Origin of the sequence: Collinsella sp. AM40-7AC (assembly GCF_003468125.1) — a bacterium.
GTDB classification, from domain to species: domain Bacteria; phylum Actinomycetota; class Coriobacteriia; order Coriobacteriales; family Coriobacteriaceae; genus Collinsella; species Collinsella aerofaciens_O.
On record NZ_QSGK01000009.1, the window covers coordinates 69,534 to 96,305 of the forward strand.

General features: G+C 60.1%; 22 protein-coding genes, 1 pseudogene and 1 riboswitch. Of the genes and pseudogenes, 11 read left to right on the plus strand and 12 right to left on the minus strand.

Going from position 1 to position 26,772, the window contains the following annotated elements:
- Nucleotides 1–107: 107 nt before the first annotated feature.
- Both DW892_RS08250 and DW892_RS08255 read right to left on the minus strand, forming a co-directional pair.
- Nucleotides 108–839: pseudogene (locus DW892_RS08250) on the minus strand (EAL domain-containing protein); the annotation flags it as partial.
- A gap of 15 nt (nt 840–854) precedes the next feature.
- Nucleotides 855–2,825: a diguanylate cyclase domain-containing protein gene (locus tag DW892_RS08255; RefSeq protein WP_117766873.1), complete on the minus strand. Its 1,971-nt coding sequence runs from the start codon at nt 2,823–2,825 to the stop codon at nt 855–857.
- A 319-nt stretch (nt 2,826–3,144) separates the two neighbouring features.
- On the opposite strand from DW892_RS08255, the gene DW892_RS08260 reads away from it, so the two are divergent.
- A complete protein-coding gene (locus tag DW892_RS08260) occupies nt 3,145–4,014 on the plus strand; it encodes a patatin family protein (protein WP_187365011.1) in 870 nt (289 codons plus the stop codon).
- 101 nt (nt 4,015–4,115) lie between these two features.
- Here DW892_RS08260 and DW892_RS08265 read toward each other — a convergent pair whose 3' ends face one another.
- The 3 genes from DW892_RS08265 to thiM are packed head-to-tail and all read right to left on the minus strand — an operon-like array spanning nt 4,116 to nt 5,992.
- The gene (locus DW892_RS08265; RefSeq protein ID WP_006234517.1) at nt 4,116–4,811 is read right to left on the minus strand and encodes a thiamine phosphate synthase; all 696 of its coding nucleotides are present in this window, start codon (nt 4,809–4,811) and stop codon (nt 4,116–4,118) included.
- Nucleotides 4,808–5,149, minus strand: a complete 342-nt coding sequence (locus DW892_RS08270) for a thiamine-binding protein (RefSeq protein ID WP_233502661.1) — start codon at nt 5,147–5,149, stop codon at nt 4,808–4,810. Before DW892_RS08270 ends, DW892_RS08265 begins: the two co-directional genes overlap by 4 nt.
- Nucleotides 5,150–5,152: 3 nt before the next feature.
- On the minus strand, nt 5,153–5,992 hold the full coding sequence (gene thiM / locus DW892_RS08275) for a hydroxyethylthiazole kinase (protein WP_233502662.1): 840 nt from the start codon (nt 5,990–5,992) through the stop codon (nt 5,153–5,155).
- Nucleotides 5,993–6,043: 51 nt separating this feature from the next.
- Nucleotides 6,044–6,154: riboswitch (TPP riboswitch) on the minus strand.
- Between the two features lie 163 nt (nt 6,155–6,317).
- On the opposite strand from thiM, the gene DW892_RS08280 reads away from it, so the two are divergent.
- The 4 genes from DW892_RS08280 to DW892_RS08295 all read left to right on the plus strand — a co-directional run bounded on the left by DW892_RS08280 (nt 6,318) and on the right by DW892_RS08295 (nt 10,879).
- Nucleotides 6,318–7,226, plus strand: coding sequence for an HAD-IIB family hydrolase (locus tag DW892_RS08280; RefSeq protein WP_158549063.1), 909 nt, complete (start codon nt 6,318–6,320; stop codon nt 7,224–7,226).
- Nucleotides 7,227–7,236: 10 nt separating this feature from the next.
- Entirely contained in the window at nt 7,237–8,133 is an 897-nt protein-coding gene (locus DW892_RS08285; RefSeq protein WP_117563541.1) for a LysR family transcriptional regulator, read from the plus strand.
- Between the two features lie 155 nt (nt 8,134–8,288).
- Nucleotides 8,289–9,422: a 5-methyltetrahydropteroyltriglutamate--homocysteine S-methyltransferase gene (locus DW892_RS08290; protein WP_233502663.1), complete on the plus strand. Its 1,134-nt coding sequence runs from the start codon at nt 8,289–8,291 to the stop codon at nt 9,420–9,422.
- Between the two features lie 122 nt (nt 9,423–9,544).
- Nucleotides 9,545–10,879, plus strand: a complete 1,335-nt coding sequence (locus DW892_RS08295; RefSeq protein ID WP_089572925.1) for a uracil-xanthine permease family protein — start codon at nt 9,545–9,547, stop codon at nt 10,877–10,879.
- 61 nt (nt 10,880–10,940) lie between these two features.
- On the opposite strand, the gene DW892_RS08300 is transcribed toward DW892_RS08295, so the two are convergent.
- The 4 genes from DW892_RS08300 to DW892_RS08315 form a co-directional block, all read right to left on the minus strand.
- Nucleotides 10,941–11,606 (minus strand): alpha/beta hydrolase, encoded by a 666-nt coding sequence (locus DW892_RS08300; protein WP_117655640.1) that lies wholly within the window; start codon nt 11,604–11,606, stop codon nt 10,941–10,943.
- A 207-nt stretch (nt 11,607–11,813) separates the two neighbouring features.
- The gene (locus tag DW892_RS08305; protein ID WP_158561601.1) at nt 11,814–13,568 is read right to left on the minus strand and encodes a hypothetical protein; all 1,755 of its coding nucleotides are present in this window, start codon (nt 13,566–13,568) and stop codon (nt 11,814–11,816) included.
- A 271-nt stretch (nt 13,569–13,839) separates the two neighbouring features.
- Nucleotides 13,840–15,624, minus strand: coding sequence for a hypothetical protein (locus tag DW892_RS08310; protein ID WP_117766877.1), 1,785 nt, complete (start codon nt 15,622–15,624; stop codon nt 13,840–13,842).
- A gap of 207 nt (nt 15,625–15,831) precedes the next feature.
- A complete protein-coding gene (locus DW892_RS08315) occupies nt 15,832–17,145 on the minus strand; it encodes an NCS2 family permease (protein WP_117582871.1) in 1,314 nt (437 codons plus the stop codon).
- Nucleotides 17,146–17,338: 193 nt separating this feature from the next.
- On the opposite strand from DW892_RS08315, the gene DW892_RS08320 reads away from it, so the two are divergent.
- Together DW892_RS08320 and bsh are read left to right on the plus strand one after the other, a co-directional pair.
- On the plus strand, nt 17,339–17,758 hold the full coding sequence (locus tag DW892_RS08320) for a peptide deformylase (RefSeq protein ID WP_117563534.1): 420 nt from the start codon (nt 17,339–17,341) through the stop codon (nt 17,756–17,758).
- A 260-nt stretch (nt 17,759–18,018) separates the two neighbouring features.
- Nucleotides 18,019–18,984: a choloylglycine hydrolase gene (bsh, locus tag DW892_RS08325; protein WP_117629622.1), complete on the plus strand. Its 966-nt coding sequence runs from the start codon at nt 18,019–18,021 to the stop codon at nt 18,982–18,984.
- A 102-nt stretch (nt 18,985–19,086) separates the two neighbouring features.
- On the opposite strand, the gene DW892_RS08330 is transcribed toward bsh, so the two are convergent.
- On the minus strand, nt 19,087–19,998 hold the full coding sequence (locus DW892_RS08330; protein ID WP_117758254.1) for a DMT family transporter: 912 nt from the start codon (nt 19,996–19,998) through the stop codon (nt 19,087–19,089).
- A 119-nt stretch (nt 19,999–20,117) separates the two neighbouring features.
- Between DW892_RS08330 and DW892_RS08335 the strand changes: the two genes are divergently transcribed.
- Entirely contained in the window at nt 20,118–20,975 is an 858-nt protein-coding gene (locus tag DW892_RS08335; RefSeq protein WP_233539876.1) for a LysR family transcriptional regulator, read from the plus strand.
- Nucleotides 20,976–21,177: 202 nt separating this feature from the next.
- On the plus strand, nt 21,178–22,659 hold the full coding sequence (locus DW892_RS08340; RefSeq protein WP_117758301.1) for an aminotransferase class I/II-fold pyridoxal phosphate-dependent enzyme: 1,482 nt from the start codon (nt 21,178–21,180) through the stop codon (nt 22,657–22,659).
- Nucleotides 22,660–22,858: 199 nt separating this feature from the next.
- Here DW892_RS08340 and DW892_RS08345 read toward each other — a convergent pair whose 3' ends face one another.
- A complete protein-coding gene (locus tag DW892_RS08345) occupies nt 22,859–23,269 on the minus strand; it encodes a peptide deformylase (protein WP_117758252.1) in 411 nt (136 codons plus the stop codon).
- 270 nt (nt 23,270–23,539) lie between these two features.
- On the opposite strand from DW892_RS08345, the gene DW892_RS08350 reads away from it, so the two are divergent.
- The gene (locus DW892_RS08350) at nt 23,540–24,889 is read left to right on the plus strand and encodes an MFS transporter (protein ID WP_233546897.1); all 1,350 of its coding nucleotides are present in this window, start codon (nt 23,540–23,542) and stop codon (nt 24,887–24,889) included.
- 152 nt (nt 24,890–25,041) lie between these two features.
- Nucleotides 25,042–25,953: a hypothetical protein gene (locus DW892_RS08355; RefSeq protein WP_117766881.1), complete on the plus strand. Its 912-nt coding sequence runs from the start codon at nt 25,042–25,044 to the stop codon at nt 25,951–25,953.
- Between the two features lie 231 nt (nt 25,954–26,184).
- Here DW892_RS08355 and DW892_RS08360 read toward each other — a convergent pair.
- Nucleotides 26,185–26,772 (minus strand): transposase (locus DW892_RS08360; RefSeq protein ID WP_147349862.1); only part of this gene is annotated, 588 nt, incomplete at its 5' end.

The following is a 26,772-nucleotide window of genomic DNA, read 5'->3' on the forward strand; positions in this document are numbered from 1 at the left end:
CACAACAGTGGTTTGCATCATATCCCCAATTCGGTTTGGATTGGGGGCATAAGTTAGCCAATGGGGACAAGCGCCCCTTCGGCGGTATCGTTTTGCGCGCGAGCGTATCAGTTTTTGTTACCGCCATCGAGCAATGCCTCAAAATCCTTTGCCTGCATGGGGCGGTAGTAGAGGAAGCCCTGAGCGTAGTGGGCACCCATTTGGAGCAGCATGTTCGCCTGCTCGTTTGTCTCGACGCCTTCGATTACAACGGGCAGATGGAGCGATTGCGCCATCTCGAGCATTGATGAAACGATTTGCGCGCTACGGCTTTGATCGCGGTCGGTGGGCACAAACGTGCGATCAAGCTTGATGACGTCGACGTTGACGTTCTTGAGCATCGCGAGCGTAGACTGGCCGGTGCCAAAATCGTCCATGTAGGTCGAGAAACCGCGAGTGTGTAGGTCGGCCGTCAGCTTATCCACGGCCTCGGACTCTCCCGTATAAGCCGTCTCGGTGATCTCAATGCGCATGAGCTCGGGCGGTAGGTTGTATTGGGCGGCAAGCGCCCCCATATGCTCGGCGACGTCGCAGGCAAGGATATCCACGCGCGACACATTGAGCGAGATCGGAACTACGCGCAGCCCTCGATCGATGCACTCACGCAGCCACGAGGCGACGCCCTGCCAAACATATTTGTCGAGCGTCACCACAAAACCGCTTTCCTCGAGAGCGGGGATAAAGGTGGTAGGTGAAATGAGGGAGCCATCCTTGTCAATCCAGCGTGTGAGCGCCTCGGCGCCAACGATCTCGCCGGTTTCCATGTCGACCTGGGGCTGCAAGTAGTAGGTAATGCGGCCGTTTGAGAGCGCATACTAGAATTCGGTCAGCGTGCGGTGGAACGCGATTTCGTGTTCGTATTCCTCGGGGCGGAAAATGGCAATGCGCTCCTTAAAGTCGTTTTTTGCGCGCCGATTGGTAAACATGGCCTTGGCCTGCGCATCGATGGTGATTTCCTCGTTGGAGTCGATGGGGTAGACGCCCATGGACGGCCAGAAGCCCACGCCGTCATCATGCTTGGCCACGGCCTGGCGAATGCGGCTATAGATCTGATGGACGGTGTCGTGTTCAAAGGGGATGAGTACGCAAAAATCGTCTTGGCCCCAGTACCCTGCGACGCCCATGGCGGCATTCTCGATGTCCTTGAGAACCGTGCCCACATCGGCGAGTACGCGGTCGCCCTCGGCCTGTCCGTGCCATTCGTTGAACAGTCGCATGTGCCCCATATCGACGGTGGCGATACACCAGGCGCCGTTGCGCCTTGTCTCGAGAAATTCGTTGGCGCGGCGCATAAACTCGCTGGGTCGATAGAGACCCGTGAGCGGATCGATGCGTTCGGCGATGGCGCTTTTGCGCTCCACCTCGGGTATGGGGAGGCTGTCGTTGGGAACAAGCCCGCCGGCCGTGCGAATGCGACGGTCGAGTTCGCCTAAAACGGCGGCCGTTTGATTGGTCAGGTGCTCGTAAAAGGCCGGAACGACAAGACAGACGGGGGTAATAGTGTCGCCCGCGATTCGAACGGGAGCGAAAACGGCCTCTTTGAGATGTTGGATCAGTTGCTCGAATGCTTCGTGATCCAAATTGTTGCTAAGCACGACGAACTGGGCGTTGCGTGAACGGAAGACGCGACTCCTGCCGCGAGTAATCGACAGCATGCGGCCTGCGTATTCGGCGAGCATGTTGTCGACGGCCTCGGCCCCGTAGAGCTCGTTGAGCTTTGCCGTGCCGCGAACGCGCACTGCTATAAGCCCCGTCTCGCAACGGTCGCGACGGCAGGCATCGATAGCGTTGATCAGCGTGCGCTGTGTTCCGAGACCCGTGGCGGCGTCGACGGTCTCGGCAAGCGAGTGGTTGACGAGCTCGCCGACATAGAGCGAGGGGACATTTCCGTCGCCGTCGATACGAAACCCGCGAGCACGGCCGAGGATGTAATCGCCGGCGGCATTGCGCACGCGGTACTGCATGACGTGACGATGTTTGGAGCCGTCATAGATTTGGTCGATGTCGTTGGTATAGGCCTCAAGGTCATCGGGATGGACACGCGTTTTCCAGTAATCGTGGCAGTTGTCTATATGCTCCGAAGGAAGACCAAGATCGCGCAAGGCGCCTTGTGACCAAAGGGTTCGATGTTTGTCCAAGTTCTCGATAAAGAAATATCGGCCTTCGTTGAGCATCGAAAGGGCGTCGAAAATGCGATCGCTTATTTCGAAGTCGTCGGTGTTTGCTTGTGCGATATTGCGTTGATCAAGGTGCACGGCATGACGTAGCTTGTAGTCGTACATGCGATGATCGGCATCGTTCGTCAAGCGATTGGGGGCTTCGCCCAGGGCGGGGTCGGCGTGTGCCACTCCGTAGCTAAACGAGTGAGGCATCTTGGAAGCGTTGTTTTCGAGCAGTACCGTTCGGCAGTGTTCCAGACGTTCGGCAAGGTCGTCCTCGGTCGCAATCGTAGATAGGATGGCGAACTCGTCGCCCCCCAGACGAAATGCCGCCTCGTCCACCTTCATATACAGTTTGAGATAGAGGCTCACCTGCAAGATATAGCGGTTGCCCTCGTCATGTCCAAAGATGTCGTTGCAGTGCTTAAGGTTATCGATGTCGATAAACGCCATGGTCACGGGCAGTTCCTGCTCCCAGAGTTCCTCTAAGGAACGGGTAAAGCCGCCGCGGTTGCCAAGTCCGGTGAGCTCGTCGGTAAAGGCGGTCCTGATCAGATCGTCCTGACGCTCCAGAAGGTCACGGATGGTCTTTTCGAGCGTTTCGGTATTATTGCTGGCGTTATCCATACTGTAAGCGGCTTTCTGAGGTCGGGGCGGATTGCGTCGGGCGAGCTCGTTGTGCACATGCGTTGCTGCTCAACGCCTTGCGTGTTTCCAAGCCCCCGCCTTGCTGCGTCGTTGGGTTTATTTGTCGGTTCGTGCTCTCGGCTGATAACTACTGAGTAGTATAAACAAGTGTATGGAATTATGTAGGGGTGCCCATGTTGCGGGCGGCCATTATTCGCCAAACGGTAACGCGACGATGTTCGATGAAAATGCGACTGAGACGATATTTGTTGATGGGTATACTTGTTCCGTTTTAAAACGCAGGAACGGAGATGGTCGCATGGCACAGTCAAATATGACGCGCACGGTGGGGCTGGCGCTCGAGGGAGGCGGCTACCGCGGTATGTATACGGCGGGCGTGCTCGACGTTTGGATGGAGCACGGTTTGACCTGCGACCATATGGTGGGCGTCTCGGCGGGCGCGGCATTTGGCTACAACTTTAAATCGCGCCAGATCGGCCGCGCCATTCGCTATAACAAGGCCTATTGCGCCGACAAACGCTATGCGAGCGTGACCAGCTGGCTGCGAACCGGCGATATGTTCAATGCCGATTTTGCCTATCACGAGGTGCCCATCGAGCGCGATCCCATCGACCTGGAGGCGTATCGCGCCTGCCCCATGCGGTTTACGTGCGTGTGCACCGATATCGAGACGGGCAAGGCCGTCTACCACGACCTGCCCTATGGCGACGAGCGGGATATCGAGTGGATCCGGGCATCGTCGGCGATTCCTGTGGCGACGCGTCCCGTTGCTATTGACGGGCATAAGTATCTGGATGGTGGCGTGGCTGATTCTATTCCCAGCGCATGGCTGTTTGCGCAGGGGTATGACCGCAATATCGTGGTACTCACGCAGCCGGCGGGCTTTGTGAAGCAGCCCAACAGCGTGATGCCCATGCTGCGGCGCGTGTTCCGTCACTATCCGGAGTTTGTTGCAGCGCTTGAGCATCGGCATGAGGTCTACAATGCCACGCTCGATGACCTGGCACGTCGAGAGGCTGCCGGGGAAATCTTTGTGGTGCGGCCGAGCGAATCGGTGAAGGTGCCGTCGCTGTGCCGCGAACCGGATGAGCTCGAGCGCATCTACCAGGTCGGCCGCCACGATGCAGAGGCGACTTTGCCGGCGTTGGAAGCGTATCTGGCGGGGTAAGGGTCGCATACGGAAAGCGCATCCCGGAATGGAGGCCCAAACTGGGATGCGCTTTCCATTGCTGAAGATATGAGGCTGCGAATCAGCTGTTCGGCCTATGCCTATGCCTGCTGCCAGGTGTCGACAAGCTCCTTGGCCGCGGCGTAGGGATCGTCGGCGCTGCAGACGGCGCTCACCACAAAGAAGCCGTCGACGCCGGTTGCCTTAAGCTGCGGCAAGTCGGCCGTCTTAACGCCGCCGCCCACCACGATGGGCACGGGGCTTGCCGCGTGGAGTGCGGCCAGGTCCTCAAAGCTCTTGGTGATGATGGAGCCATCGGCTGCGCGTCCGCAGTCGCGCTTGGTCTCGGTCTCGTGGAGCGGGCCGATGCCCAGGTAGTCGACCAGACTCATGTCGGCGGTCTTGACGTACTCGAGCATTTCCTCGCAACGGGCCGAAAGGCCCACGATGGCGTCGGGGCCCAGCAGCTTGCGACAGACCTCGACGGGAATATCGCTCTGGCCCACGTGCACGCCGTCGACCGCAATGCCCTGCTCGCGTGCGGCGAGTACGCAGTCAAGGCGGTCATCGATCAGCAAGGCGACCTGACCGGTCTTGCCGGCCTGTGCGATTGCCTGCGCGGCGTCGCCGGTCAGCGCAATGATCTCGCGGGCGCTTGCCACCTTGGAGCGCACCTGAATGCAGGTAAAGCCGGCGTCGAGCGCCTGGGCCACCACATCGCCCACGGGGCGTCCGAGGGTGTTTTCGGGGCCGAGCACCAGATAGGCCGAGATATCAAGGTTGTCGCGGATGCTCATCGTGCTTCCTCCTGCTTTTTGATCTGCGCTTCCATGCGCTCGAGTTTGCCGGTCATGGTGTCGGTAAATCCAGGTCGAATATCGGCTTTGAGCACGACTTCGGTTCGGATGCCCTTGTTCGCTAACACAAAGGTCGCGTCGCGCACGACCTGCATGACCTCGTCCCAGTCGCCCTCGATCTCGGTGAACATCGAGGTGGTGCGGTTGGGAAGGCCGCTCTCGCGAATGACGCGCACGACCTCGGCGACCTCGGCGGACAGTTCATCGCCGGTGCCGCACGGGGCGATGGCCACAGCGACGAGCGTGTTCATGCCGGCATTGGTTGCGGGCTCGGACATGGCTTATGCCTCCTCGAGCTCGAGTTGGTTATCGGCGATGTCTTGGGCGGTTGCGCGGTAGAGCTCGTCGATAAAGGCGACCTTAAAGCTTGCCGGGGCATCGGCGACGGCGGCGGCACGCGTGCCGGCGACGTTGTAGACGGCGGTACCGCAGACGGCTGCCGTAAACGGATCGGCAGCGCAGGCGTACACGGCCAGCACGCCGCCCTGCGAGCAACCGCAGCCGGTAATCTTGGACATGAGCGGGCTGCCGCCGTGGGATTTGGCCACGGTCGTGCCGTCGGTAATCAGGTCGACTTCGCCCGAGACCACAACGGCGCCGCCGGTGTAGCGAGCGAGCGCCACGGCGGCATCGCGGGCGGCGTCGACCGTGTCGGTGGTATCGACACCACGTACGCGGCTCAGATCGGCCGACTCGCCCTCAAGACCCCACAGGCCGGAGAGTGCGATGATCTCGGAGGCGTTGCCGCGTACGATGGCGGGCTTGTACTGCTTGAGCTCGTTTACCAGCTGGGTGCGCAGGCTACCGATGCCCAGACCCACCGGATCGAGCACCCAGGGCTTGCCGGCGTCGTGTGCCGCCTTGGCCGCGCGGGGAATCGTCTGCTCGTAGATGGGGAAGAGCGTGCCCATGTTGAGATAGATGGCGGCGCCGCCGGCAACGAGCGCCTCGCCCTCGTCGGGCAGATAGACCATGGCGGCCGAACCGCCCACGGCGAGCTGCGCGTTGGCGACAAAGTCGATCGTCACCGTGTTGGTGATGGAGCCGGCCATCGGATTGGTGGCTCGAATCTCCTCTACGGCCTTGACCATATGTTGCTTAAGCTGTTCCGAATCAATCACTGCACATGCCTCCTTGGCATAGAAAAGGGGCGCTGTGCATAGACAGCGCCCCTGTAAAGGCGGCATGCTCCCTACGCCAGCATTAACTGACAGGTTCAAAGGATTGGGCCCTATGCCCTCTCAGCCTTGTGGTTTGCACCGCCGGCACTCCCGCATCGAATCTGTTGTTCCCTATACTAGCGCACCTGCCAATATGGGACAGGTTTATTTTGGCAGGTGGCAACAGGGGCGCTGCATTTTACCAGATAAAACCTGCCAAGATAAACCTGTCCCTTATTGGCAGGTCGTTACAATAGACGGGATAAAGAATGACCGAGGGGACCTTATGATCAAACTTGTTCTGACCGATATGGACGATACGCTGATTCCTGCTGGACACGATGGCGCCAGCGACTGCGCCATCGAGGGCATTCATGCCATGCAGGCGGCGGGCCTGCATTTTGGCCCGGTTTCGGGTCGCCAGCCGTCCGCGATGAGCTGGATGTTCCGCAATCGCTCCGAGTGCTTCTCGACCGGTGCGTTTTGCAACGGCCAGGTGATGTTTGTCGATGGCGAGGCGGTTGCCTCGCGCGCAACTGATAACGATGCCCTTATGCGCCTGGCCGACTACCTGGAGCAAGAGACCGACGATACCTATTTGAAGGTCTACCGTCTGGGTGATGACTTTTGGGACAACGACGCCTATTGCGTGACAAGCGATCCCGAGCGTGTGCGTCGCGCCATGGAGTCAGGCGGCAACGCGTGGCTCAAGGGCGAAGAGGCTCCCTGTCGCCCTGTCGTTGACGATGCCCCGGTATACAAGGCGAATATCTGGAGTGCCCGTTCGCGCGAGGAGCTCGCCGAGCTGCGCGAGCGTGTTGCCGCCGAGGTGCCGGAGCTCTCGCTCGTGTTTCCCAACAACCGCGTGCGCCTGTTCGACGTTCTTCCGACCGGCTGGGACAAGGGCTGTGCCGCGCTGGAGCTGGCGCGCGCTTTGGGCCTGACGCCCGACGAGGTGGCCGTATTCGGCGATTCCGATAACGATTTGCCCATGATCGATGCCGTTCCCAATTCCGTTGCAGTCGCCAATGCCAACGAGGCCGTCACGGCTGCCGCGCGCTGGCATATCGGCGCTGCGGCAGATGATGCGGTTGCCGGGGCTCTGCATCAGATTGCCGCCTGCGCCGCGACGGGGGAGATGCCGTCGTTTATGCGTCAGATGGACGCGACGGGTTTCGACGTCACGAACGTCTAGGGAGAAAGCCATGAAGCTCCAGCAGCTCAGATATGTCGTCAAAGTTGCCGAATGCGGCAGCATCACCGAGGCCTCGCGCCGGCTCTTTGTGTCGCAGCCTTCGATTACCGCGTCAATTCGCGATCTCGAAAACGAGATGGGTGTACACATCTTTGAGCGCACCAACAAGGGCGTCATTGTGTCCGAGGAAGGCGAGACCTTCTTGGGCTACGCGCGCCAGGTGCTCGACCAGGCCGACCTGCTCGAGGGCAAGTACAAAGGCACGTCCGAGCAGGTGCCGCACTTTAGTGTGAGCTGCCAGCATTATTCCTTTGCCGTTAATGCATTTGTCGATGTGATCCGCGAGTTCGATGCCGCGCGCTACGACTTTACCCTGCGCGAGGAGCAGACCCACGAGATTATCGAGGACGTCGCGCATATGAAAAGCGAGCTCGGCATCCTGTATCTGTCGGAGCACAATCGCGAGGTCATCGAGCGCATGCTGGCGGCCAACGAGCTCGTATTCGAAGGACTCTTCTGCGCTACGCCGCATGTCTTTGTGTGCTCCGACCATCCGCTGGCGGGTCGCTCGAGTGTGACGCTCGAGGACTTGGAAGACTACCCGTTCCTGTCCTATGAGCAGGGCAGCTACAACTCGTTTTACTATTCCGAGGAGCTGACCTCGACCTTTGAGCGCCGCAAGAATATCCGCGTGCGCGACCGTGCGACGCTGTTCAACCTAGCTATGGGCCTTAACGGTTACACGGTGTGTTCGGGCGTGATCAGCCATGAACTTAACGGCCCCGGCATTATCTCCATTCCGCTCGATGTAGACGAGTACATGGAGATCGGCATCATCACGCGCAAGAACACGACACTTACGCGCTACGGGCAGGCCTATATCGAAGCGATTCGTCAGCACATCTAGACTGCTGCGTTCTGCACGGGTCAAATCTCTTTATGGCAGTCCCAACTAATATAGGAAGCATCTATATCAAACTGTTATAAACGCATATTTTACGATGTCCATATGAGCGCTCATACTCTGTCCCAGTAAAGCAACCAATGCAAAGGGAGATATCTATGAGCACTTCGATTCAACCGAACGCGCCGTTTCGTGCCGATATCGTCGGCAGTTTTCTTCGTCCGCAGGCTGTAAAGGACGCCCGTGCCGCCTATGTCGCGGGTAAACTCGACGCTTCCGGCCTTAAGGCCGTCGAGGACGAGGCCATCCGCGACTTAGTGGCCAAGCAGAAGGCTGCCGGCCTGCAGGTGATTACCGATGGCGAGTTCCGCCGCAGCTACTGGCACCTCGATTTTATGTGGGGCCTCAACGGCATTGAGCGCCGCGCCTCGCGCACGGGCTACATGTTCCACGATGAGGAGACTACCGCCGACACCGCCGTGGTAACCGGTCCCATTAGCGGTGAGAATCATCCGTTCGTCGAGCACTTCAAATTTATCAAGTCGCTCGAGGGAGAGGGCCAGGTCGCGCGCCAGACCATTCCGGCGCCGATCCAGACGTTCTCCGAAGTCACACTCGACCGCTGCGATGGCCAGCAGGAGAGTCTGCACGCCGTCTACAAGACCGACGAAGAACTCGTCGATGCCATTGCCGCAGCATACCGCACCGTGATTGCTGACCTGTATGCCGCGGGCTGCCGCAACATCCAGTTTGATGACTGCACCTGGGGCATCTACTGCGATACCGACTTTGTGTCCAAGACTGGCATGAGCCCGGTTGACCTGCAAAGGGTGAGCGAGCTGGGCGTGGCGCTCAACAACGCCGCCATCGAGGACAAGCCCGACGACCTCGTCATTAACACGCACGTGTGCCGCGGCAACTACCACTCTACCTATGCTTTCGAGGGCGGCTATGACCCCATCGCGCCGTACCTGTTTGCACATGAGGATGTCGACGCATTCTACCTGGAGTTCGATACGCCGCGCGCCGGCGGTTTTGAGCCGCTCAGCTACGTTGCCCCGGGCAAGAAGGTCGTGCTGGGCTTGGTGACCACCAAGGCCGCAGAGCTCGAGAACGAGGATGTTATCGTCGAGCGCATCCGCGAAGCCGCAAAGTACGTGCCGCTCGAGAACCTGTATCTGTCTCCCCAGTGCGGCTTTGCCAGCTGCGAGATTGGCAACAAGCTGACCGAGGACGAGCAGTGGGCAAAGATCGCCCTGGTCAAACGCATCGCCGAGCGCATCTGGAAGTAGTGCTGCCGTTCGCAGGGGCGTCGTGGTCGGAGCGGCATGCATCGCGTACAATGGTTCGGATCGTATCGTTCGGGCAGGTAATCCGATATGCCCGAGCGCCCTTCCATTATGAAAGGACATCCATGTCCCAATCCTCGACGCCCGCCGTCGCCGATGCCATCTACGATGCGTCGTCGCTCGGTCGCCCGCGCATGTTCCTACTCGGTCTGCAGCATCTATTCGCGATGTTCGGTGCCACGGTGCTCGTACCCGTGCTCACCGGTCTCTCGGTGTCGGCGACCCTTTTGTTTGCCGGCCTGGGCACGCTGCTCTTCCACTTCCTATCGCGCGGCAAGGTGCCAGCGTTTTTGGGATCTTCGTTTGCCTTTATCGCGGGCTATGCCGCCATTGCGCCCAACGGCGAGGCCGAGCTTTTGCCCTACGCCTGCCTAGGTGTAGCCTGTGCCGGCCTGCTCTATCCGGTGCTGGCGGCCCTGTTTCGCGCGTTTGGTGCCAAGCGCGTTATGCGCTTCTTCCCGCCGGTAGTGACTGGCCCCATCGTCATTTCCATCGGCCTGATCTTGGCAAGCTCTGCCATCGCCAACTGCCAGACCAATTGGCTTGTTGCCGTTGTCGCTGTGGCGGTGATCGTCATCTGCAACATCTGGGGCCGTGGCATGGTCAAGATCGTGCCGATTCTGCTGGGCGTTGTGGTGAGCTATGCCGTTGCGACTGCGCTCGGCGAGGTTGATTTCTCGGGCGTCGCAGCCGCTCCCTGGGTTGGCTTGCCCGTCGTGTGGGATAACACCGTGTTTGCGCTCTTTGGCCCGCAGTTCGATAGCGGTCTTGCCACGACGGCCATCATCACCATTATGCCGCTGGCCTTTGCGACCATGATCGAGCATATCGGTGACATCTCGGCTATCGGCTCCACTTGCGAGCGTAACTACATCGCCGATCCTGGCCTGCATCGCACGCTGCTTGGCGACGGCCTGGCGACCATTCTCGCATCGCTCTTTGGCGCTCCGGCTAACACCACCTATGGCGAGAACACCGGTGTGCTTGCCCTAACGCGTGTGTTTGACCCGCGCGTGATTCGCATTGCCGCATGTTGTGCCATTGTGCTCTCGTTCTGCCCCAAGTTCGCGGCTGTCATTGCGGCCATGCCGGCGTGTGTAATCGGCGGCGTGTCGCTCGTGCTCTATGGCATGATCAGCGCCGTGGGCGTCCGCAACCTCATCGAGAACCAGGTCGATTTCCAAAACAACCGCAACGTGCTGGTGGCCGCCCTGGTGCTCGTGCTTTCGCTCGGCATTGCGTACAGCACCGCCGGCGCCATCGTGCTTGAGCTGGGCGGCGTGACGATTTCGCTTTCCGGCCTTGCCGTGGGCTCGCTGGTGGGCATCGTGCTCAACGCCATCCTGCCGGGTAACGACTTTGAGTTTGACGTCTCCGAGCTTGAGGAGGCTGCTGAGTAACAACTGCGTCCAGCTAAAACAAGATATGGTGCCCATGCGTATATGCGCGTGGGCACCATTTTTAATGCGTCAGTATCCAGTGGATGCCGCGGGCCATGCGCAAGTCGGTCTGGGAAAAGTGATTGCCGGGGTTGAGCTCCAGCGTCGTGGGAATACCACGTTCGCCGAGCAGCTTTTCCATTGCGCGCGTATCGTCGAGTACGTGCCGCATCATGCGGTTGGGAGTCTTGGTCTCCTTTTTACCGAGCGACAGATAGACAGCCTGCGGGCTGCCGGCAAATGGCGCCGTGCTGGCGCGATCGACAAAGTCGGGAAACCATAGCGACCCCGATGCGCTCGCGGCGCGGTCAAATGCGTCGGTTTGCCAGAGGGACCAGAGTGCGAAGAGGCCCGCGAGCGAGTAACCGGCAATGCCACGCCAGGTGGGCGGCTGAGGAAGCGATGACTCGACCTGGGGGATTATCTGATTCAGCAGCTCATCAAGAAAACCGGCAGCTTGGCCGCCGAAAGGCTCGGCATCGCGTACGGTCCCGTCGCATGCCCAGGGGCTCAGCTCGCGATTCCAATCGAGCCCGCCAATGGTGACGAGGGCGAATGGCGGACAGTCGAGCTCTCGGCAACACTTATAAACCTCGCTGCCGTCGCCCACGACCACAGGAAGGTAGATGACAGGCGCGCTTTCCGTATGATTCGAATAAACGGTTATCTGCTTTTGATGCGCTTCCATGACGGGCTTCTCTCAGTGTTGTGATATCGGCAGCCCCAATTGTCGCACGCCAGCGTATGCCGGTTGGGCTAGACCAAAGACAATCTCGTGCATCCCCTGCGGACGCATATGGAAAACGCCACCGCCGGAGGGGAGCTCGGCGGTGGCGTTGTTAAACGGTGCTGGGGCTCGGGGCCTTCGCGGGAGCTGCCATGTGCGCAGAGGCGTCTAAGAGCGCTTACGGCTCGCCATGGTGCCTGCGGCGATAGCGGCTGTTCCCGCAAGGACGGTTGCCACGATGGCCGCACCCGAGGTGTCGCCGGTTGCCGCGAGCACGCCGGTAGTCTTGGCTTTCGTGGTTGAAGCCGCAACGGCCTTGGTCGGCTTTGAGCCCTCAGGCTTGGGGTTCTGCTTGGTCTCGTCGGGCTTGGGGTCTTCCGGCTTGGCTACCTCGGGAGGTGCGATGGTCGTGCTTTTGGCGACTGCTTTGATATAGAGGGAGTCGACCGTGGCGTCGCCCGTGCCGATGGCTTGGCCTGCTTCGTAGATGCCGTCACGGAGCTTGCGATAGTCAATGACCTTGCCGCCTTCGGGCGTCTGGATGGCGGCGTTCTCAATCTTGATGGTGCCGATTGTCTTGCCGTCAGCGCTCATGGCACGGGCAAAGATTGCCGCTGTATCTCCTTCGACCGTTACCTTGCTGCGGATGATCGAGATGACTGCGGGTGTGACGCCCTCGCTGGTCTGGGCGATGATGCCGATGTTCTCGCCTTGGGGTTCGCGCCTCGTCTCGCCATCTTGGTTTTCGCTGTAGGGGATGGGGCCGTCGCCGTTCTCGACATAGCGGGCTATGGCCTTGACAACGGAGTCGCTGATGTAGATGTGGCCACCCTTCTCGTTGGGTCGATCGTTTCTGGTGGAGAATGCAGCCGAAACCTCGCCTTCCGCAAACGCGTCCACGGTGGAGCCGTTCTTGACGACGATGTCGTCCTGGTAGGTGAAGAGGGCGATGGCGCCACCGTATCTGCCTTTACTTGCACGGACCGTCACGTTTGCATGATCGAGGGTGATGCCCTTGTGGGCATAGACGCCATATTCAACACCGTTTACGTTGAGGGAGGCGTTTGTGGCTGCGAGGCTGCCCTTGGCCTCGATGGCAGCGTCTTTCTCGGAGCTTGCCTTGACCTGGCTGCCGTCCGAGATGTTGATATTGCCGCCGCTCCAAAGGGCCTCACCATCGGCTGAGCTTGCCTCGACTGCCCCGCCACCCTTTATGGTGAGGTTCTTGTCGGTTCCAATACCCTTGTCCTTGGTAGCCCTGGCGGTGACGGCTCCGCTGTCGTCAATCGTGATATTGCCGTTTGCCCTGATGCCATCCGATGCGCCCGTGGCGTTGACGTTGCCCGAACCTTTGATAGCGAGATCACCCCCGGCATTGATGGCATCAAACCCAGTGCTCGTGGCGTTGACGGATCCGGCTCCGTCGATTTTGATATTACCCGTGGAGAGGATAGCGTCCTCAGTAGATGTCACGCTGAGCGTGCCGCCCTCGTCGCCTTGGATATTGAGCTCGGCATTCTCGTTAGTGCCATGAGAAACGTTGATGCTTTCGATCCATTCGGCAGTGACGATGTTGGTTCCCGAGTAATTCACGTTGAGCTTGCCTGCGGCCTGGATCTCGCCGCCGTTATAGTTGCTGAGCTTCAAGTCGTCGGCGCCGTCCCACGACCAGGTACCGGCCTCGTCGCTCGCCGCGGTGTTGTACTTGTTGCCGCCGACCTTGACCCATTCCGCTGCGAGCGAGACGCTCGGCATGAGCAGCGAGCTTACCGTGAGCGCGCATACGGCTCCCACGACGATGCGGCGCGTCACGCGGCGCCAGCTGCCGTGCGCGAGTCCTATGCGACGGCGAACGTCGGGTTCGGCAACATGGGTTCCGGCGGTAGTGTCATTGCGTTTGGGGGTCGTGAACAAGGCTGCCATGGTTGCTCCCGTTCTCATAGGGCCTATACGACTAGATTCAGCGTATCTGCTGGATGTTGCCGGCGGTAGTGCCGTATGGAGGGCAAAATGGCCAAAATGGGGGAGAAATAGGCCGCACGCCGGTGCAGGGACCGGCGCTAAAAGAAAAGCGCGGGGCCGCATGGCGACTCCGCGCTTTATTGTTCAGCTTTTGTAGCCTTGCCCTTACGCTACGAAGAAGTAGACGAGGAAGGCAAGGGCCGCGATGCACCCGTCCTGTGCGAAAAAGTGTTTACGAGCGTTTGCGACTCGCCAGGGCGCCTGTGACGATGGTGGCCGTTCCTGCAAGGGCGGTCGCTATGATGGCCGCGCTCGAGGTGTCGCCGGTTGCTGCGAGTTTGCCGGCGATCTTGGCTCCCGTGGCTGCAACTGCAACGGTCTTGGTCGTCTTTGCGCCCTCGGGCTTGGAACCCTCGGGCTTGGTCTCGCCGGACTTTTCCTCGGGTTTGATCTTCTCGGGAGGTACGGTGAGCGTGCTCTTGGCGACAGCGGCGTCATAGGGAGAGTCGATCACGTCGTCGCCCGTGCCGATGGTTTGACCCGCCTCGCAGAGGATGCCGCCGCTGAGTTCTTCCTTGTTGCGATAGTTAATGATCTTGCCGCCTGCGGGCGCCCGGATGGGAGCGCCTTCGATCTCGATGGTGCCGATCGCCTTGCCATCCTCGCTTATGGCAGGAGCGAAGATTGCCGCCGTGTCTCCCTCGGCCGTGAGCTTGCTGCGGACGATCGAGATACTCGCGGGCGTGATGCCCTCGTAGGTCTGGGCGAAGATACCGATGTTCAGACCCCTAGGCTCAGGGATGACCTCGCCGCTTTGGTCGTTGCTGTAGTGATCGGGGCCATCGCCACCGGTCTCGACATAGCGGGCTATAGCCTTAACAACGGAGTCGCTGATGTAGATGTGGCCGCCAGCGACGTTTGGCTGGTGGTTTCTGGTAGAGATTGCAACCGAGAATTTGCCTTCTGCGAACGCGTCCACGATGGAACCATTCTTGATGACGATGTCGTCCCCATCAGTGATGAGGGCGATGGCCTGGCCGCCGCTCGCGCTTGTGCGGACCGTCACGGTCGCATGATCGAGCGTAACGCCCTTGTAGGCATAGACACCATATTCAACACCGCTTGCGTCAAGGGAGGCGTTCGTGACCGCGAGACTACCCTCAGCGTCGACGGCAAGATCTCCCTGGGAGCTTGCCTTGACCTGGCTGCCGCCCGAGATGTCGATGTTGCCGTCAGCCCAAATCGCCGCTTCTTCTATCGAGCTTGCTTCTACCTTGCCACCGCCTTTGATGATCAGGTCACTGCCCGCGGCGACGCCGTAACCTTCGCCTCCTTTAGCGATCACTGTGCCAGAGGAATCGATGGTGGTCTTGCCCTTGGATTGGATGCCTTCGGTACCGCCCGTTGCATTCACGGTGCCCGAGCCCGTGATAGAGAGATCGCCCTTTGCCTCAATTCCGTCGGAAGCAGTGCTTGTGGTGTTCACAGTGCCTGGGCCAGAAATGGAGAGGTCGCCTGTTGATTTAATTGCATCGGCCTCGGCTGTCACATTGAGCTCATCCGTGCTATTCGAGCTCGTTATGTTCAACTCTGCTTTCTGGCTAGTGCCGTCCTGCGCCTTGATGGCGGCTCCGGTGTAATCAGGCTCGGTTTTCACGGTGTTCTTGCCCTCATAGACAATGTTGAGCTTGCCTGCAGCCTTGATCTCACCGCCGTTATAGTTGATGAGCTTCATGTCGTCGGCGCCGTCCCAGCTCCAGGTGCCGGCGCCGTCGCCCGCCGCAGTGCCGGCGTTGTACTGGGTGCCGCCAACATCAATCCACTCGGCCGCGAGCGAGATGCTCGGCATGAGCAGCGAGCTCACCGTGAGCGCGCACACGGCGCCCGCAACGATGCGGCGCGTCACGCGGCGCCAGCTGCCGTGCGCGAGCAGTGCGCGACGGTGCTCGTCGGGCTCGACAAAATGGGCTCCTGAGGTTTTGTCATTGCGCTTGGGGGTCGTGAACAAGGCGGCCATGGTTACTCCCATCCTCATAGGGCCTATGCGGTTATATCCAGCATATCTGCAGGATGTAGCCGTCGGTAGTGCCGTTTGGAGGGCAAAATGTCCAAAACTTGGGAAGCAATACATCGCGCGCCCGCGCGGTGCCTGGCTTTAAAAGCAAAGCGCGGAGCCGCTCGATGCGACTCCGCGCTTTGGTGTTTGGTATTGTGAATCTTGCCCTTACGCTACAAAGAAGTAGACGAGGAAGGCGAGGGCTGCAATCCACATGAGCGGCTTGATCTTGGAGGCCTCGCCCTTAAAGAGCGCGACGATCACGTAGGCGATAAAGCCCAGGCCAATGCCGGCGGAGATGGAGTAGGTGAAGGGCACGCCGGCGACAATCATGAACGCCGGGAAGCCCTGCGACACGTCGGACCAGTCGATCTCGGAGGCCTCGCTCATCATGAGGTAGCCGACATAGACCAGGGCACCGCAGGTGGCGGCACTGGAAACGATGGTGACGATGGGGGAGAAGAACGCGGCGAGAATGAACAGCACGCCGGTGGTGACGGAGGTGAGGCCCGTGCGACCACCGTCGGCGGCGCCGGAAGTGGACTCGACGAAGGTGGTGATGGAGGAGACGCCCATAAAGCCACCGGCAGCGGCGGCCACGGAGTCAACAACCAGGATGGGGCGGATGTCCTCGACATTGCCGTCCTCGGTCAGGAACTCGCCCTGCTTGGCGACGGCCATCGCGGTGCCCATGGTGTCGAAGAAGTCGCTCATGAGCAGCGAGAAGGCCACGACGAGCAGCATCGGGTCGGTCAGAACCTTCACGATAGCCATGTTGCCGTCGGCGGTGCTGGCAAACGGGGCGCCGAAGGTCGAGAAATCGAGCGGGGCGATGAGGCCCTCGGGGGCGTGGGTGACGCCCAGCGGGATGCCGGCGATAACGGCGACGATGATACCGATGAGCAGCGAGCCCGGCACGTTGCGGGAGGCCAGGGCAACCGTCACGACGATGGAGATGATGCCGACGATAAAGGTGGGGGAGGTGATGTCGCCCAGACCGACGAGTGTGCCGGCGCCAGCGGTGATAATGCCGGCGTCGCACAGGCCGATCATGGCGATAAACAGGCCCAGACCCACCGAGATGGCGTGGCGCAGGACCACGGGGATGGCGTCCATGATGGCCTCGCGCAGGCCGCAAAGGACGAGCAGCAAGATGACGATACCCTCGAGGAAGATAACGCTCATGGCGACGTGCCAGTCACCGCCGCACATGGTGGTGGTGATGCCCGCGATCATGGCGTTGATGCCCAGGCCTGAAGCGCAGGCGAGCGGGCGGTTTGCGAAGATGCCCATGCAGATGGTCATGATGCCGGCGCCCAGGCAGGTGGCGCAGGCGAGCGCTCCCGCATCAATGCCAGCGCCCGAGAGCACTGCGGGGTTGACGGCGATGATGTAGGCCATCGCCAGGAATGTTGTCAGTCCAGCGCGAAGTTCGGTCCCGATTGTGGACTTGCGCTCACTGACGTGAAAAAGTTCGTCCATGCATACCCTTTCCTTGTTCGGCCCCGAGTTTAGGCCGATTGACACGAACTCATTTACTATATCGCCTTTACAACCTTGCTGTTCCTCGCATGTTGATGTTCGGCGCTTTGTAACAGACGGACGGTATTTATCGCATGAAAATGTGTGGGTACCGTATACTTAAGCGGTTACAACGACCCCTATGGAGGAACGTATGATTAAAGAGCTTTGCCACGACGAGGCTATCCTGTCCCAGCGTTGCGAGGTTGCGACCGTCGAGGACGAGTCGGTTGCTCAGGACCTGATCGATACCATCAAGTCGCTCGATGATGCCGGCTGCTTGGCCGCCAACCAGATCGGCGTTACCAAGAAGGTCTGCGTCTACCTGGACGACGCCGGCGAGCCCCACGTGCTCTACAACCCCCGTCTGGTGTTTGGCCTGGGCGCCAGCAAGATGGAGGAGAGCTGCCTGACGCACGAGGAGGTCACCAAGTCCACGCGCTATATCAAGTGCAAGGTTGCCTTTGACCAGATCGTCGATGGCAAGATGCGCGAGCGCAAGCAGGACTTTGTGGGCTTCGAGGCGCAGATGGTCCAGCATATGATTGATCACTGTCTTGGAAAGTTGGTTTAAAGCGCCGATGCACCGCACCTTGGCGTTCAATCGTCGCTTACGTACCGTTAGTACGCTGCGCTCCTCTTTCACGCCAATCTGCGGCACCTCGACACTTTAAACCGACCTGTTCGGTTATTTCCGGTCGAGTGATTTGATCGGGGATTGAACCTGTGCTTTTGTCCCGGGCGTGACATTGTTGTCATGTCCGGGCTTTTGTGTTTAGCGCCTTTTTGTTTGGTGACAATAACCTTAGCAGGACCGTAAAGCTAGGAGGCGCTATGTGCACGAGCATTCGATTTACCGATAATTCTGGCCACATGTATCTGGGCCGCAACCTCGACTGGAGCTTTGACTACGGCCAACAGGTTCGCGTGATGCCGCGCGGGTTCCACATTCCGTATTCGTTTATCGACGATGCGTCGGCGGCACACGCGGTAATCGGCATGTGCATCGATTACAAGAACTATCCCATGTTTTTCGACTGTGGTAACGATGCGGGTCTGGCTGTGGCGGGGCTCAACTTTCCCGGCTATGCCGAGTATGCCGAGGGCCCTGTCGACGGCAAGAACAATATCGCGGCCTATGAGTTTCCCCTGTGGGTGGCAGCGACGTTCTCGACGGTCGATGAGGTCGAGGCCGCGCTGCGCGACACGGTGATTGTCGCCAAATCTGCCGGAGAGGGGCTGGGCGTGTCGCTGCTCCATTGGATTATCGGCGACAGCCAGCGCAGCATCGTGGTCGAGATGATGGCTGACGGCCTGCATGTATACGACGATCCGGTCGACACCCTTGCCAACCAGCCGACCTTCCCGTGGCACATGGAAAACCTGCGCACCTATATCACCGCCACAAGCGATTTTCCGCAGACGGCGACATGGCGTGGCGCCGAGCTTAAGCCCTATGGAGCCGGTGCCGGCATGCGCGGCATTCCGGGCGATTGCTATTCGCCGAGCCGTTTTGTAAAGGCGGCGTACCTCAATGCCAATTACCCGCAAAAGGAGAGCGAGACCGAAAACGTCGTTCGCATGTTCCGCTCGCTCGAGGGCGTGGTGATGATTGAGGGGGCGTCCAGGATGGGCGATGGCAAGTTCGAGAAGACTATCTATACCGGATGCTTTAGCGCGCGCACGGGCAATTATTACTACGCGATGTATGGGGATCCGTCGATTCGTTACGTGAGCCTGATGGATGCCGAGGGCGCGAGCCCCGATAGGCTCGTGGTTCCCGAGCCGCGTCGTTCGTAGCCCATAGCTTTACTGCAGTGCAAAGCGCCCCTGCATCTCCTGTGAGGTGCAGGGGCGCTGCGACCTGGGCTTTATCCCGCATGCGCCCCGAGAAAATGTCCCTTAAGCGCGTGCTGCCTGGGCGATACCGGCCTTGGTGCTTGCGCGTTTGCCGGCGAGTTCGCAAAAGACCGCGCCGCCGATGATGAGCGCGGCGCCCATGAGGCGGATTGGCGTCATGGTCTCGCCCAAAAGGACGGCGGAGAACACGACTGCCGAAAGCGGCTCGAGGTAGCCGACAACCGCGACGGTCTGCACGGGCAGCTTGGCGACAGCACTAAAGTAGAGCAGGCAGCCGATGCCGGTGTTGACGACGCCGAGCATGGCGACGGCGCGCCAATCGATGCCGGCGGCAATGCTGGGGGAGAGGAACGAGGGGGCGCCCTGCGTGAGGAGCGTAAGGACCAGCGCGGTCATAAAGGCGGCGCTCACCTGGAGCGCGGAGTTTTCGAGGCCTTCGACGTGTGGCGCACCCTTGCTAGCGATGACCATCAACGCGTAGCAGAAGGCCGAGGCGATGCCGCAAGCGATACCCGCAATGGGCATATTGCCGCCTAGACCTTGTGCCGCAATGAGAAAGGCGCCGCAGGCAACGGCGATAAACCCGGCGATTTTGCCGCCGGTCAGCTTTTCGCCAAAAATGAGCGGGGAGAGGGCCATAACGATGATGGGGCCGCAGTAATACAACAGCGAGGAGATGCCAACACCGATCGTCTGATAGGCGCGGAACAGGAAAATCCAGCTGGCGCCCAGCGCGGCGCCCGAGACGATGAGCGCTGCGGCCTCACGGGGGCGAGACGGAGCCTGCAGGTTATGGCGCTTGGTTATGAAGAGGATGGCGGCAAGGGTGAGAGCGCCCAAAAACGTGCGCAGGAGCACGATATCGGAGCTCGGCAGCGCGATGGCAGCGGCGATGATGCCATTGGAGCCAAACAATAGCAATGCTGCTAAGTACGTAAACAGTCCGTTGTTCATGCGCTGACATCCCCTATATATCCGAACATGTTCACTATGGGTGAACTGGCTTTAGAAGAAAAGCGAATATAATGCATGGAAAACATGACAAAAACTCATGCAAGGGTGGGGGGTGTACCGTGGAGACCAATATCCAAAAGATGCAAGTGCTGCTCGAGACGGTGCGTGCCGGCAGCTTTACGCGTGCTGCAGAGCGCCTGAGCTATTCGCAATCGGGCGTGAGCCGCATGGTGGCCGACCTCGAGGCCGACTGGGGCTTTAAGGTGCTCGACCGCAGCCGCGAGGGCGTGACGCTTTCTGCCGACGGGCGGCAGGTCATGCCGGCTGTCGAGGCGCTCTGCGAGGAATTCATTCGCTTGCAGCGGCGTGTGGATGAGATGCGTGGGCTCATGCGTGGCAAAATCTGCATCGGTACGTTTTCGAGCGTGGCGACCCACGTGCTGCCGCCGGTGATCGCGCGTTTTCGCGCCGATTATCCAGACGTCGATTACGAGTTACTGATGGGCGACTATTCAGAGATTGAACAATGGGTGGCGCAGGGCCGCTGCGATCTGGGCTTTATCCCGCATGAGCCCCGAGAAAATGGCATGACATCGCGATCTTTGGTGCGCGACGAGTTGATGGCGGTGGTGCCGACAGACTCTCTGCTTGCTAGTGAGGGGGCCGTCTCGCTTGCCGACTTGGCCAACGAGCAGTTTATTCTGCTGGAACGCGGCACCGATGACGAGATTACGCCGCTGTTCCGTCGGGCGGGGCTGACGGTGCGCTCAAAACTGTCGACCTGGGATGACTATGCGATTATGGCCATGGTCGAGGACGGCTTGGGCGTGAGCATCCTTCCGGCGCTCATCTTGCGGCGCTGCCAGTTCAATGTCGCCATTCGTCCGCTCGAGGGACGTCCCCATCGGCAGATTAACGCCATATATCGAACGGCCGACGTTTCGCTTGCCGCCGCTCGTTTTCTCGAATATCTCTAGGCGAGCGCATACCGTTGTCGCTTTGGGATAAATCTCGAGGTGTGGTTCGCTTTATTATTGAAATTGAACTTTTCGAAAGAGCACGGCGCTATACTGCTTGCTAAATTGAACCTTGGTTCAATTCGTGTTCTATAAATTGAACTTTGCCAGCAAGGAGGTTCCTGTGGCCCAAGAGACGTTTAGCGATCGCCTGCGACAGGCTATGTCCGATCGCGACGTTCGCCAGTCGGACGTGATCCGCGCATCGGAGATGCTCGGCAAAAAACTCGGCAAGAGTCAGATGAGCCAATATGTGAGCGGCAAGACGATCCCGCGGCGTGATGTGGCAGAGCTGCTCGCCCGTATTTTGGAGGTCGATGTTACCTGGCTGCTCGCCGGTGACGCCGATCAAGGCGAGACATCATCGCCCCGCAACGTTTCCAAGCCCGAACTCAATCCCTCAGCCCAAATTGCAAGGAGCGTCCCCATGCGTACTTTTTCTAAATCCACCAAACTCGACAACGTCCTCTACGACGTCCGCGGCCCCGTCGTCGATGAAGCCGCCCGTATGGAGGACGAAGGCGAGCGCATCCTCAAGCTCAACATCGGCAACCCTGCGCCCTTTGGTTTTCGCACGCCCGATGAGGTCATTAAGGATATGCGCCAGCAGCTGCCCGACTGCGAAGGCTATTCCAACTCGCGCGGACTGTTCTCCGCGCGCAAGGCGATCATGCAGTACTCGCAGATCAAGGGCCTGCCCAATGTTCAGATGGAGCACATCTACACGGGCAACGGCGTGTCCGAACTCATTCAGCTTTCGATGAACGCACTGCTCGACAATGGCGACGAGATTCTGATCCCCAGCCCCGACTATCCGCTCTGGACGGCGTGCGCAACCCTTGCCGGCGGTCATCCCGTTCACTATCTGTGTGATGAGCAAGCGGATTGGTATCCCGATCTGGAGGATATGGAGTCCAAGATCACGAGCGCGACCAAGGCCCTCGTCATTATCAACCCCAACAACCCCACGGGTTCCGTCTATCCGCGCGAGGTGCTCGAGGGTATCGTCGAGGTTGCACGCAGGCATCAGCTGATGATCTTTGCTGATGAGATCTACGACCGCCTGTGCATGGACGGCTACGAGCACGTCTCGATTGCCTCGCTCGCTCCCGACCTGCCCTGCGTCACCTTTAGCGGCCTTTCCAAGTCGCACATGATTGCGGGCTATCGTATTGGCTGGATGGTGCTTTCGGGCAACCAGCGCTGCATGAGCGACTTTATTATGGGCATCAACATGCTCTCGAACATGCGCCTGTGCTCCAACGTGCCGGCTCAGTCAATCGTCCAGACGGCACTCGGTGGACACCAGTCCGTCAACGACTACATCCGTCCCGGCGGCCGTGTCTACGAGCAGCGCAACTTTGTGTATGAGGCGCTCAACAAGATTGACGGCATCTCGGTGGTCAAGCCGCGTGCGGCGTTCTATATCTTCCCCAAGATGGATGTCAAGAAATTCAACATCACCGATGACGAGCAGTTTGCCCTTGACCTGCTACACGAGAAGAAGATCCTGATCACCCGCGGCGGCGGCTTTAACTGGGCCGAGCCCGACCACTTCCGCATCGTGTACCTGCCGCGCATGGAAGTGCTCAAGGAGTCCCTCGAAGACTTGGCTGACTTCTTCGATCACTATCGCCAGTCGTAGGGGATTAGATATGTGCCGCCGCGAGAACTGAAGCGTCGCAGGATAGGCAAACGACAGCGAGCGAGCCGCATTTGCGCCAAGGTGACGTGAAGCGAAAGGGCGCTGACCTTTTGGTCGCGCCCTTGAAGCTGAACGTCAGATTGGTGTGAATGCGGCTCGCGCAGCGTCAAGCGGTCCGCCGTTCGGTAGAACGGCGGAACTATACAACGATTCCGCAACAGTGGTCGATTTCGTGTTGGATGATCTCGGCGGTGTAGCCCGAGAAGTTCTTGATGCGGTGGACGAAGTTCTCGTCCAAATACTCCACCTTAATGCGACGGTAGCGGGTACAGGGGCGCTCGCCGATCAACGAGAGGCATCCTTCGCTCGTCTGATAGGCATTGACCTGCTCAAGAATTTGAGGGTTGTACATCAGCAGCGCCCTGTTGCCGTCCTTTACGCAGATGATGCGTTTGCGCACGCCGATCATGTTGGCGGCGAGGCCAACGCACTCGTGCTCATGCTCGAGGAGCGTATCCAGGAGGTCCTGCCCGGTCGCGGCATCATCGGGCCCTGCGTCTTCGGAGGGCAGGCGCAAAAAGAACTCGGATTTCATGATGGGCTTAATCATGGCGGGCTCCTCATGTCTCATGCTTTCGTGGACTTTTGATAATAGCGCGGAAGGAAAGCTGTGCGTCCGCGTTACAATCTTTCGACGTTGGACCATGTTGCCAAACTCGTCGCGTGCGGCGTCTGGCGTAAGTCTAGGGCTCATCCTCGCCCTGGACTGTTCCTCTGGGGCGATACGACTGTCGTTCCAAGAGGAAGGAAATGCAAGGGGAGCAAATCTCAGCAACAAGTTAGGGCAACGCCATCGGGCACTTCGGCGTTTCTCATCGTTATGTATATCGCAGCCTTTGTTGCCGCGTTTAACGAGAACATCATTAACGTGGCGCTGCACGACATTATGGCGGCCTTTTCGGTGAGTGCCACCACGGCGCAGTGGCTTGTTTCGGGCTACATGATCGTGACGTCGATCTTTACGGCCATCATGGCCTTTCTGTCTGGTTGTTTTTCGACGCGTAAGCTGCTGTTTTTCGCATGTGGATGCCTGGTCGCCGGAGAAGTCCTGTGCTTGGTCGCCCCAACGTTTACCGTCTTGCTGCCAAGTCGCATTTTGCAGGCTGCGGGATCGGGCATCTTGTTTCCGCTCATGATGAACGTGGTGCTGTCTTGCGCCCCGCGTGAGAAGCTCGGTCTGTACCTGAGTCTGGGCGGTGCCTGCATTACGCTAGGGCCGGCGTTTGGACCCGTGATCAGCGGTCTTATGTGCACGTTGTTTGGCTGGAGAGCGGTGTTCGTAGTGCCGTTGGTGGGCGGCATTGCGGTCGCTGCGGCGGGCGTAAAGCTTGTTCAGAATGTCGGAGAGCGCTCGAACACCACGCTTGATATTCTGTCGGTTGTTTTGCTCGCTGCCGGCATTACGGCATTTGTGTATTCCGTAGGCGAGTTCTCGACCAATCTGATTTCCGGCATCGGGACGCTTTTCGCCGCCCTTGTGCTGCTCAGCTTGTTTGCGGCCCGTCAGCTCAAGCTCGAGCATCCGGTGCTTAACGTGCGTCCCATGGCGAGCGTTCGTTTTTGGCCTGCGTGCCTGCTTGTGGTGGTGTCGATGATGACAACGTTCTCGATGAGTGTTTTGTTGCCGCTCTATTTTGAGGGCGCATACGGCATGACCGCACTTGTTGCGGGCTTGCTCATTTTGCCGACGATTGCCTGCAATGCCGTGACCTCGATTGTAGGCGGGCGCGTGATGGATGCCCGTGGCGCATGGCCGCTGCTGCCGGTCGGTTTTGCCCTGATTGCCGTGGGACAGACTGCGATCTCGATGACCGCGGCGACCATGAACATCGGCGTTGTCGCGGCACTGACCGTTGTAGTGTATGCCGGCGTCGGTTTGGTGCTGAGCCCCTCGCAAACGGCCGGATTGGAGACGCTACCCGCTGCCGAGCATCCTCACGGAACGGCATTGCTCAACACGTGGAACATGATTGCCGCGTCGTTTGGCCCGTCGCTGTTTATCGACCTGCTTTCGAGTTCTGCAGCGGCTGCCGGTGCCGCCGGCGTCGCGACGGACGTTGCCCAGGCGATTGGATTTGCGGCTGCCGTGCGCGTGGCGGCTGTGATTGCCGTTGTCGGGTTCGCGGTGTCGGTTGTGTACGCTCGCCGCGAGTCGTACATGTCGCATTAATGTGTGCACATAGATTCTGCAGCTAGATTGGATGGCGACACCATAAACTAATTGACGTTTTGCCGAGAGGCATGAATGTTTAAAGCGCAAAGAGTGCGCGACGGGCCCCGCGAATGGGGCGATGATGCCCGAGAGGGCCAAGAAGGAGTCTCATGTCCGAGAACGAAGAGATCATGAACGAGACCGAGAACGAGACCATGGCTGCCGAGGTTGAGGCAGTCGAGACCGTGGAGACCGAAGTTGCCGAGGTTGAGGCTGCTGACGAGGTTTCCGCCGAGGAGGAGGCCGAGGTTGTCGAGGCCGCCGTTGATTACGATGACGAAGAGCTGATGGACAAGATGCAGAAGGCCGCCCGCCTGCTGCGTAGCCGTCGCTTTGCTATTTCCAAGGAGGAGGAGGCCAAGGCCGAGCGTATGGCGAACATCGAGCGCGCCATCAAGCTGCTTGACCTCAAGCCCAAGATGGAGCAGAAGGAGATGTCCGACCTGCTGGGCATGCGCCTTCGTGAGCTCGATGGCCTGATGGCCGAGGCCGAGGCTGCCGATCTGGTCGGCCGCATCGACGACGCCGAGGGCGATATGCGCAAGATCGTCGTCTTCGCTGCCGAGGATGCCGCCGAGGGCCTGGTCGAGCTTGCCAACAAGAAGGAGAAGCTCCTGCCCGAGCTTTCTTACGAGGAGGCCACCGAGTTGATGGCCGCTCTCGATAAGGTTATCGCTCCGCTCGTCGCCATGGGCCTGGACGAGGACCGCGGTCCTCGCGGTGGCCGTGACGATCGCGGTGGCCGTGGCGGCGACCGTGGTGGCCGCGGTGGCTTTGGCGATCGCGGTGGCCGCGGCGGTGACCGTGGCGGTCGCGGTGGCGATCGTGGCGGCCGTGGCGGCTTTGGTGACCGTGGCGGCGACCGTGGCGGTCGCGGCGGCTTTGGCGGCAACCGTGGTGGCTATGGCGACCGCGGTGGCAACCGTGGCGGCTTCGGCGGCAACCGTGGTAACGACCGCGGCGGTCGCGGCGGCGATCGCGGCGGCCGCAACGGTGGCGGCTTCCGCGGCAACCGTTTCTAGGTTAGTTACGCCGTTCTACCGAACGGCGTAACAGCTCGACGCTGCGCGCCCACCAGAGCGACAACTTGTCATTCAAAGAGGACGGCATGACCAGAAGGTCTATGCCGTCCTCTTTTCATGCCAATTTGTTCGCTCTGGCGGGCGCTCGCTGTCGTTGCCAAAACATCGGCATTCTCTCTGTTGCCAGAAGGTGGTCGTTGGGTGTTCCTATAGTTTTGTCAACCGTCGGGGCTACTCCCGGTAGGGCACCCGGTCGCGCATCACGGCGTATATCGCCCTGAGCCGCTTCCTCGCGACGGCCTTGAGCGCCCGCCCGTGCCCCATGCCCCGCGCCCTGCAGGCCCGGCAGTACTCGCCGTAGCGCCCCGACGACCTCACCAGGCTGTTGCACGAGAAGATCAGCAGGGACTTGAGCCTCGCGTCGCCCCGCCTGGACGCCCTGACCGACCTCACCGACGTGCCGGAGCCCCTCACCCTCGGGGCTATGCCGCGGTACGAGGCCAGGTGGTCGTGGTCCGGGAACCTCGCGATGTCGACCGACACCGCGAGCTGCGCCGCGGTCCTCGGGCCGATGCCGGGCACGGTGAGCAGGCACGCGTAGGTCTCGTCGCCCTCGAGCAGCGCCGCCGTCTCGGCCTCGAGGGCCCCGGCCTCGTCGAGGGCCTCCGATATCCGGGCGGCCAGGAACCTGACCTGCCTGTTCTCGGCCTCGACGAGCGCCGGCGGGGGCGCGGTGGAGGCGGCCGCGGCCTCCCCGGCGGCCTCGGCCCGCGGGCCCCCGGCCCCGGAGCGGGCGATCCCCCACGCCCCGCCGAACCC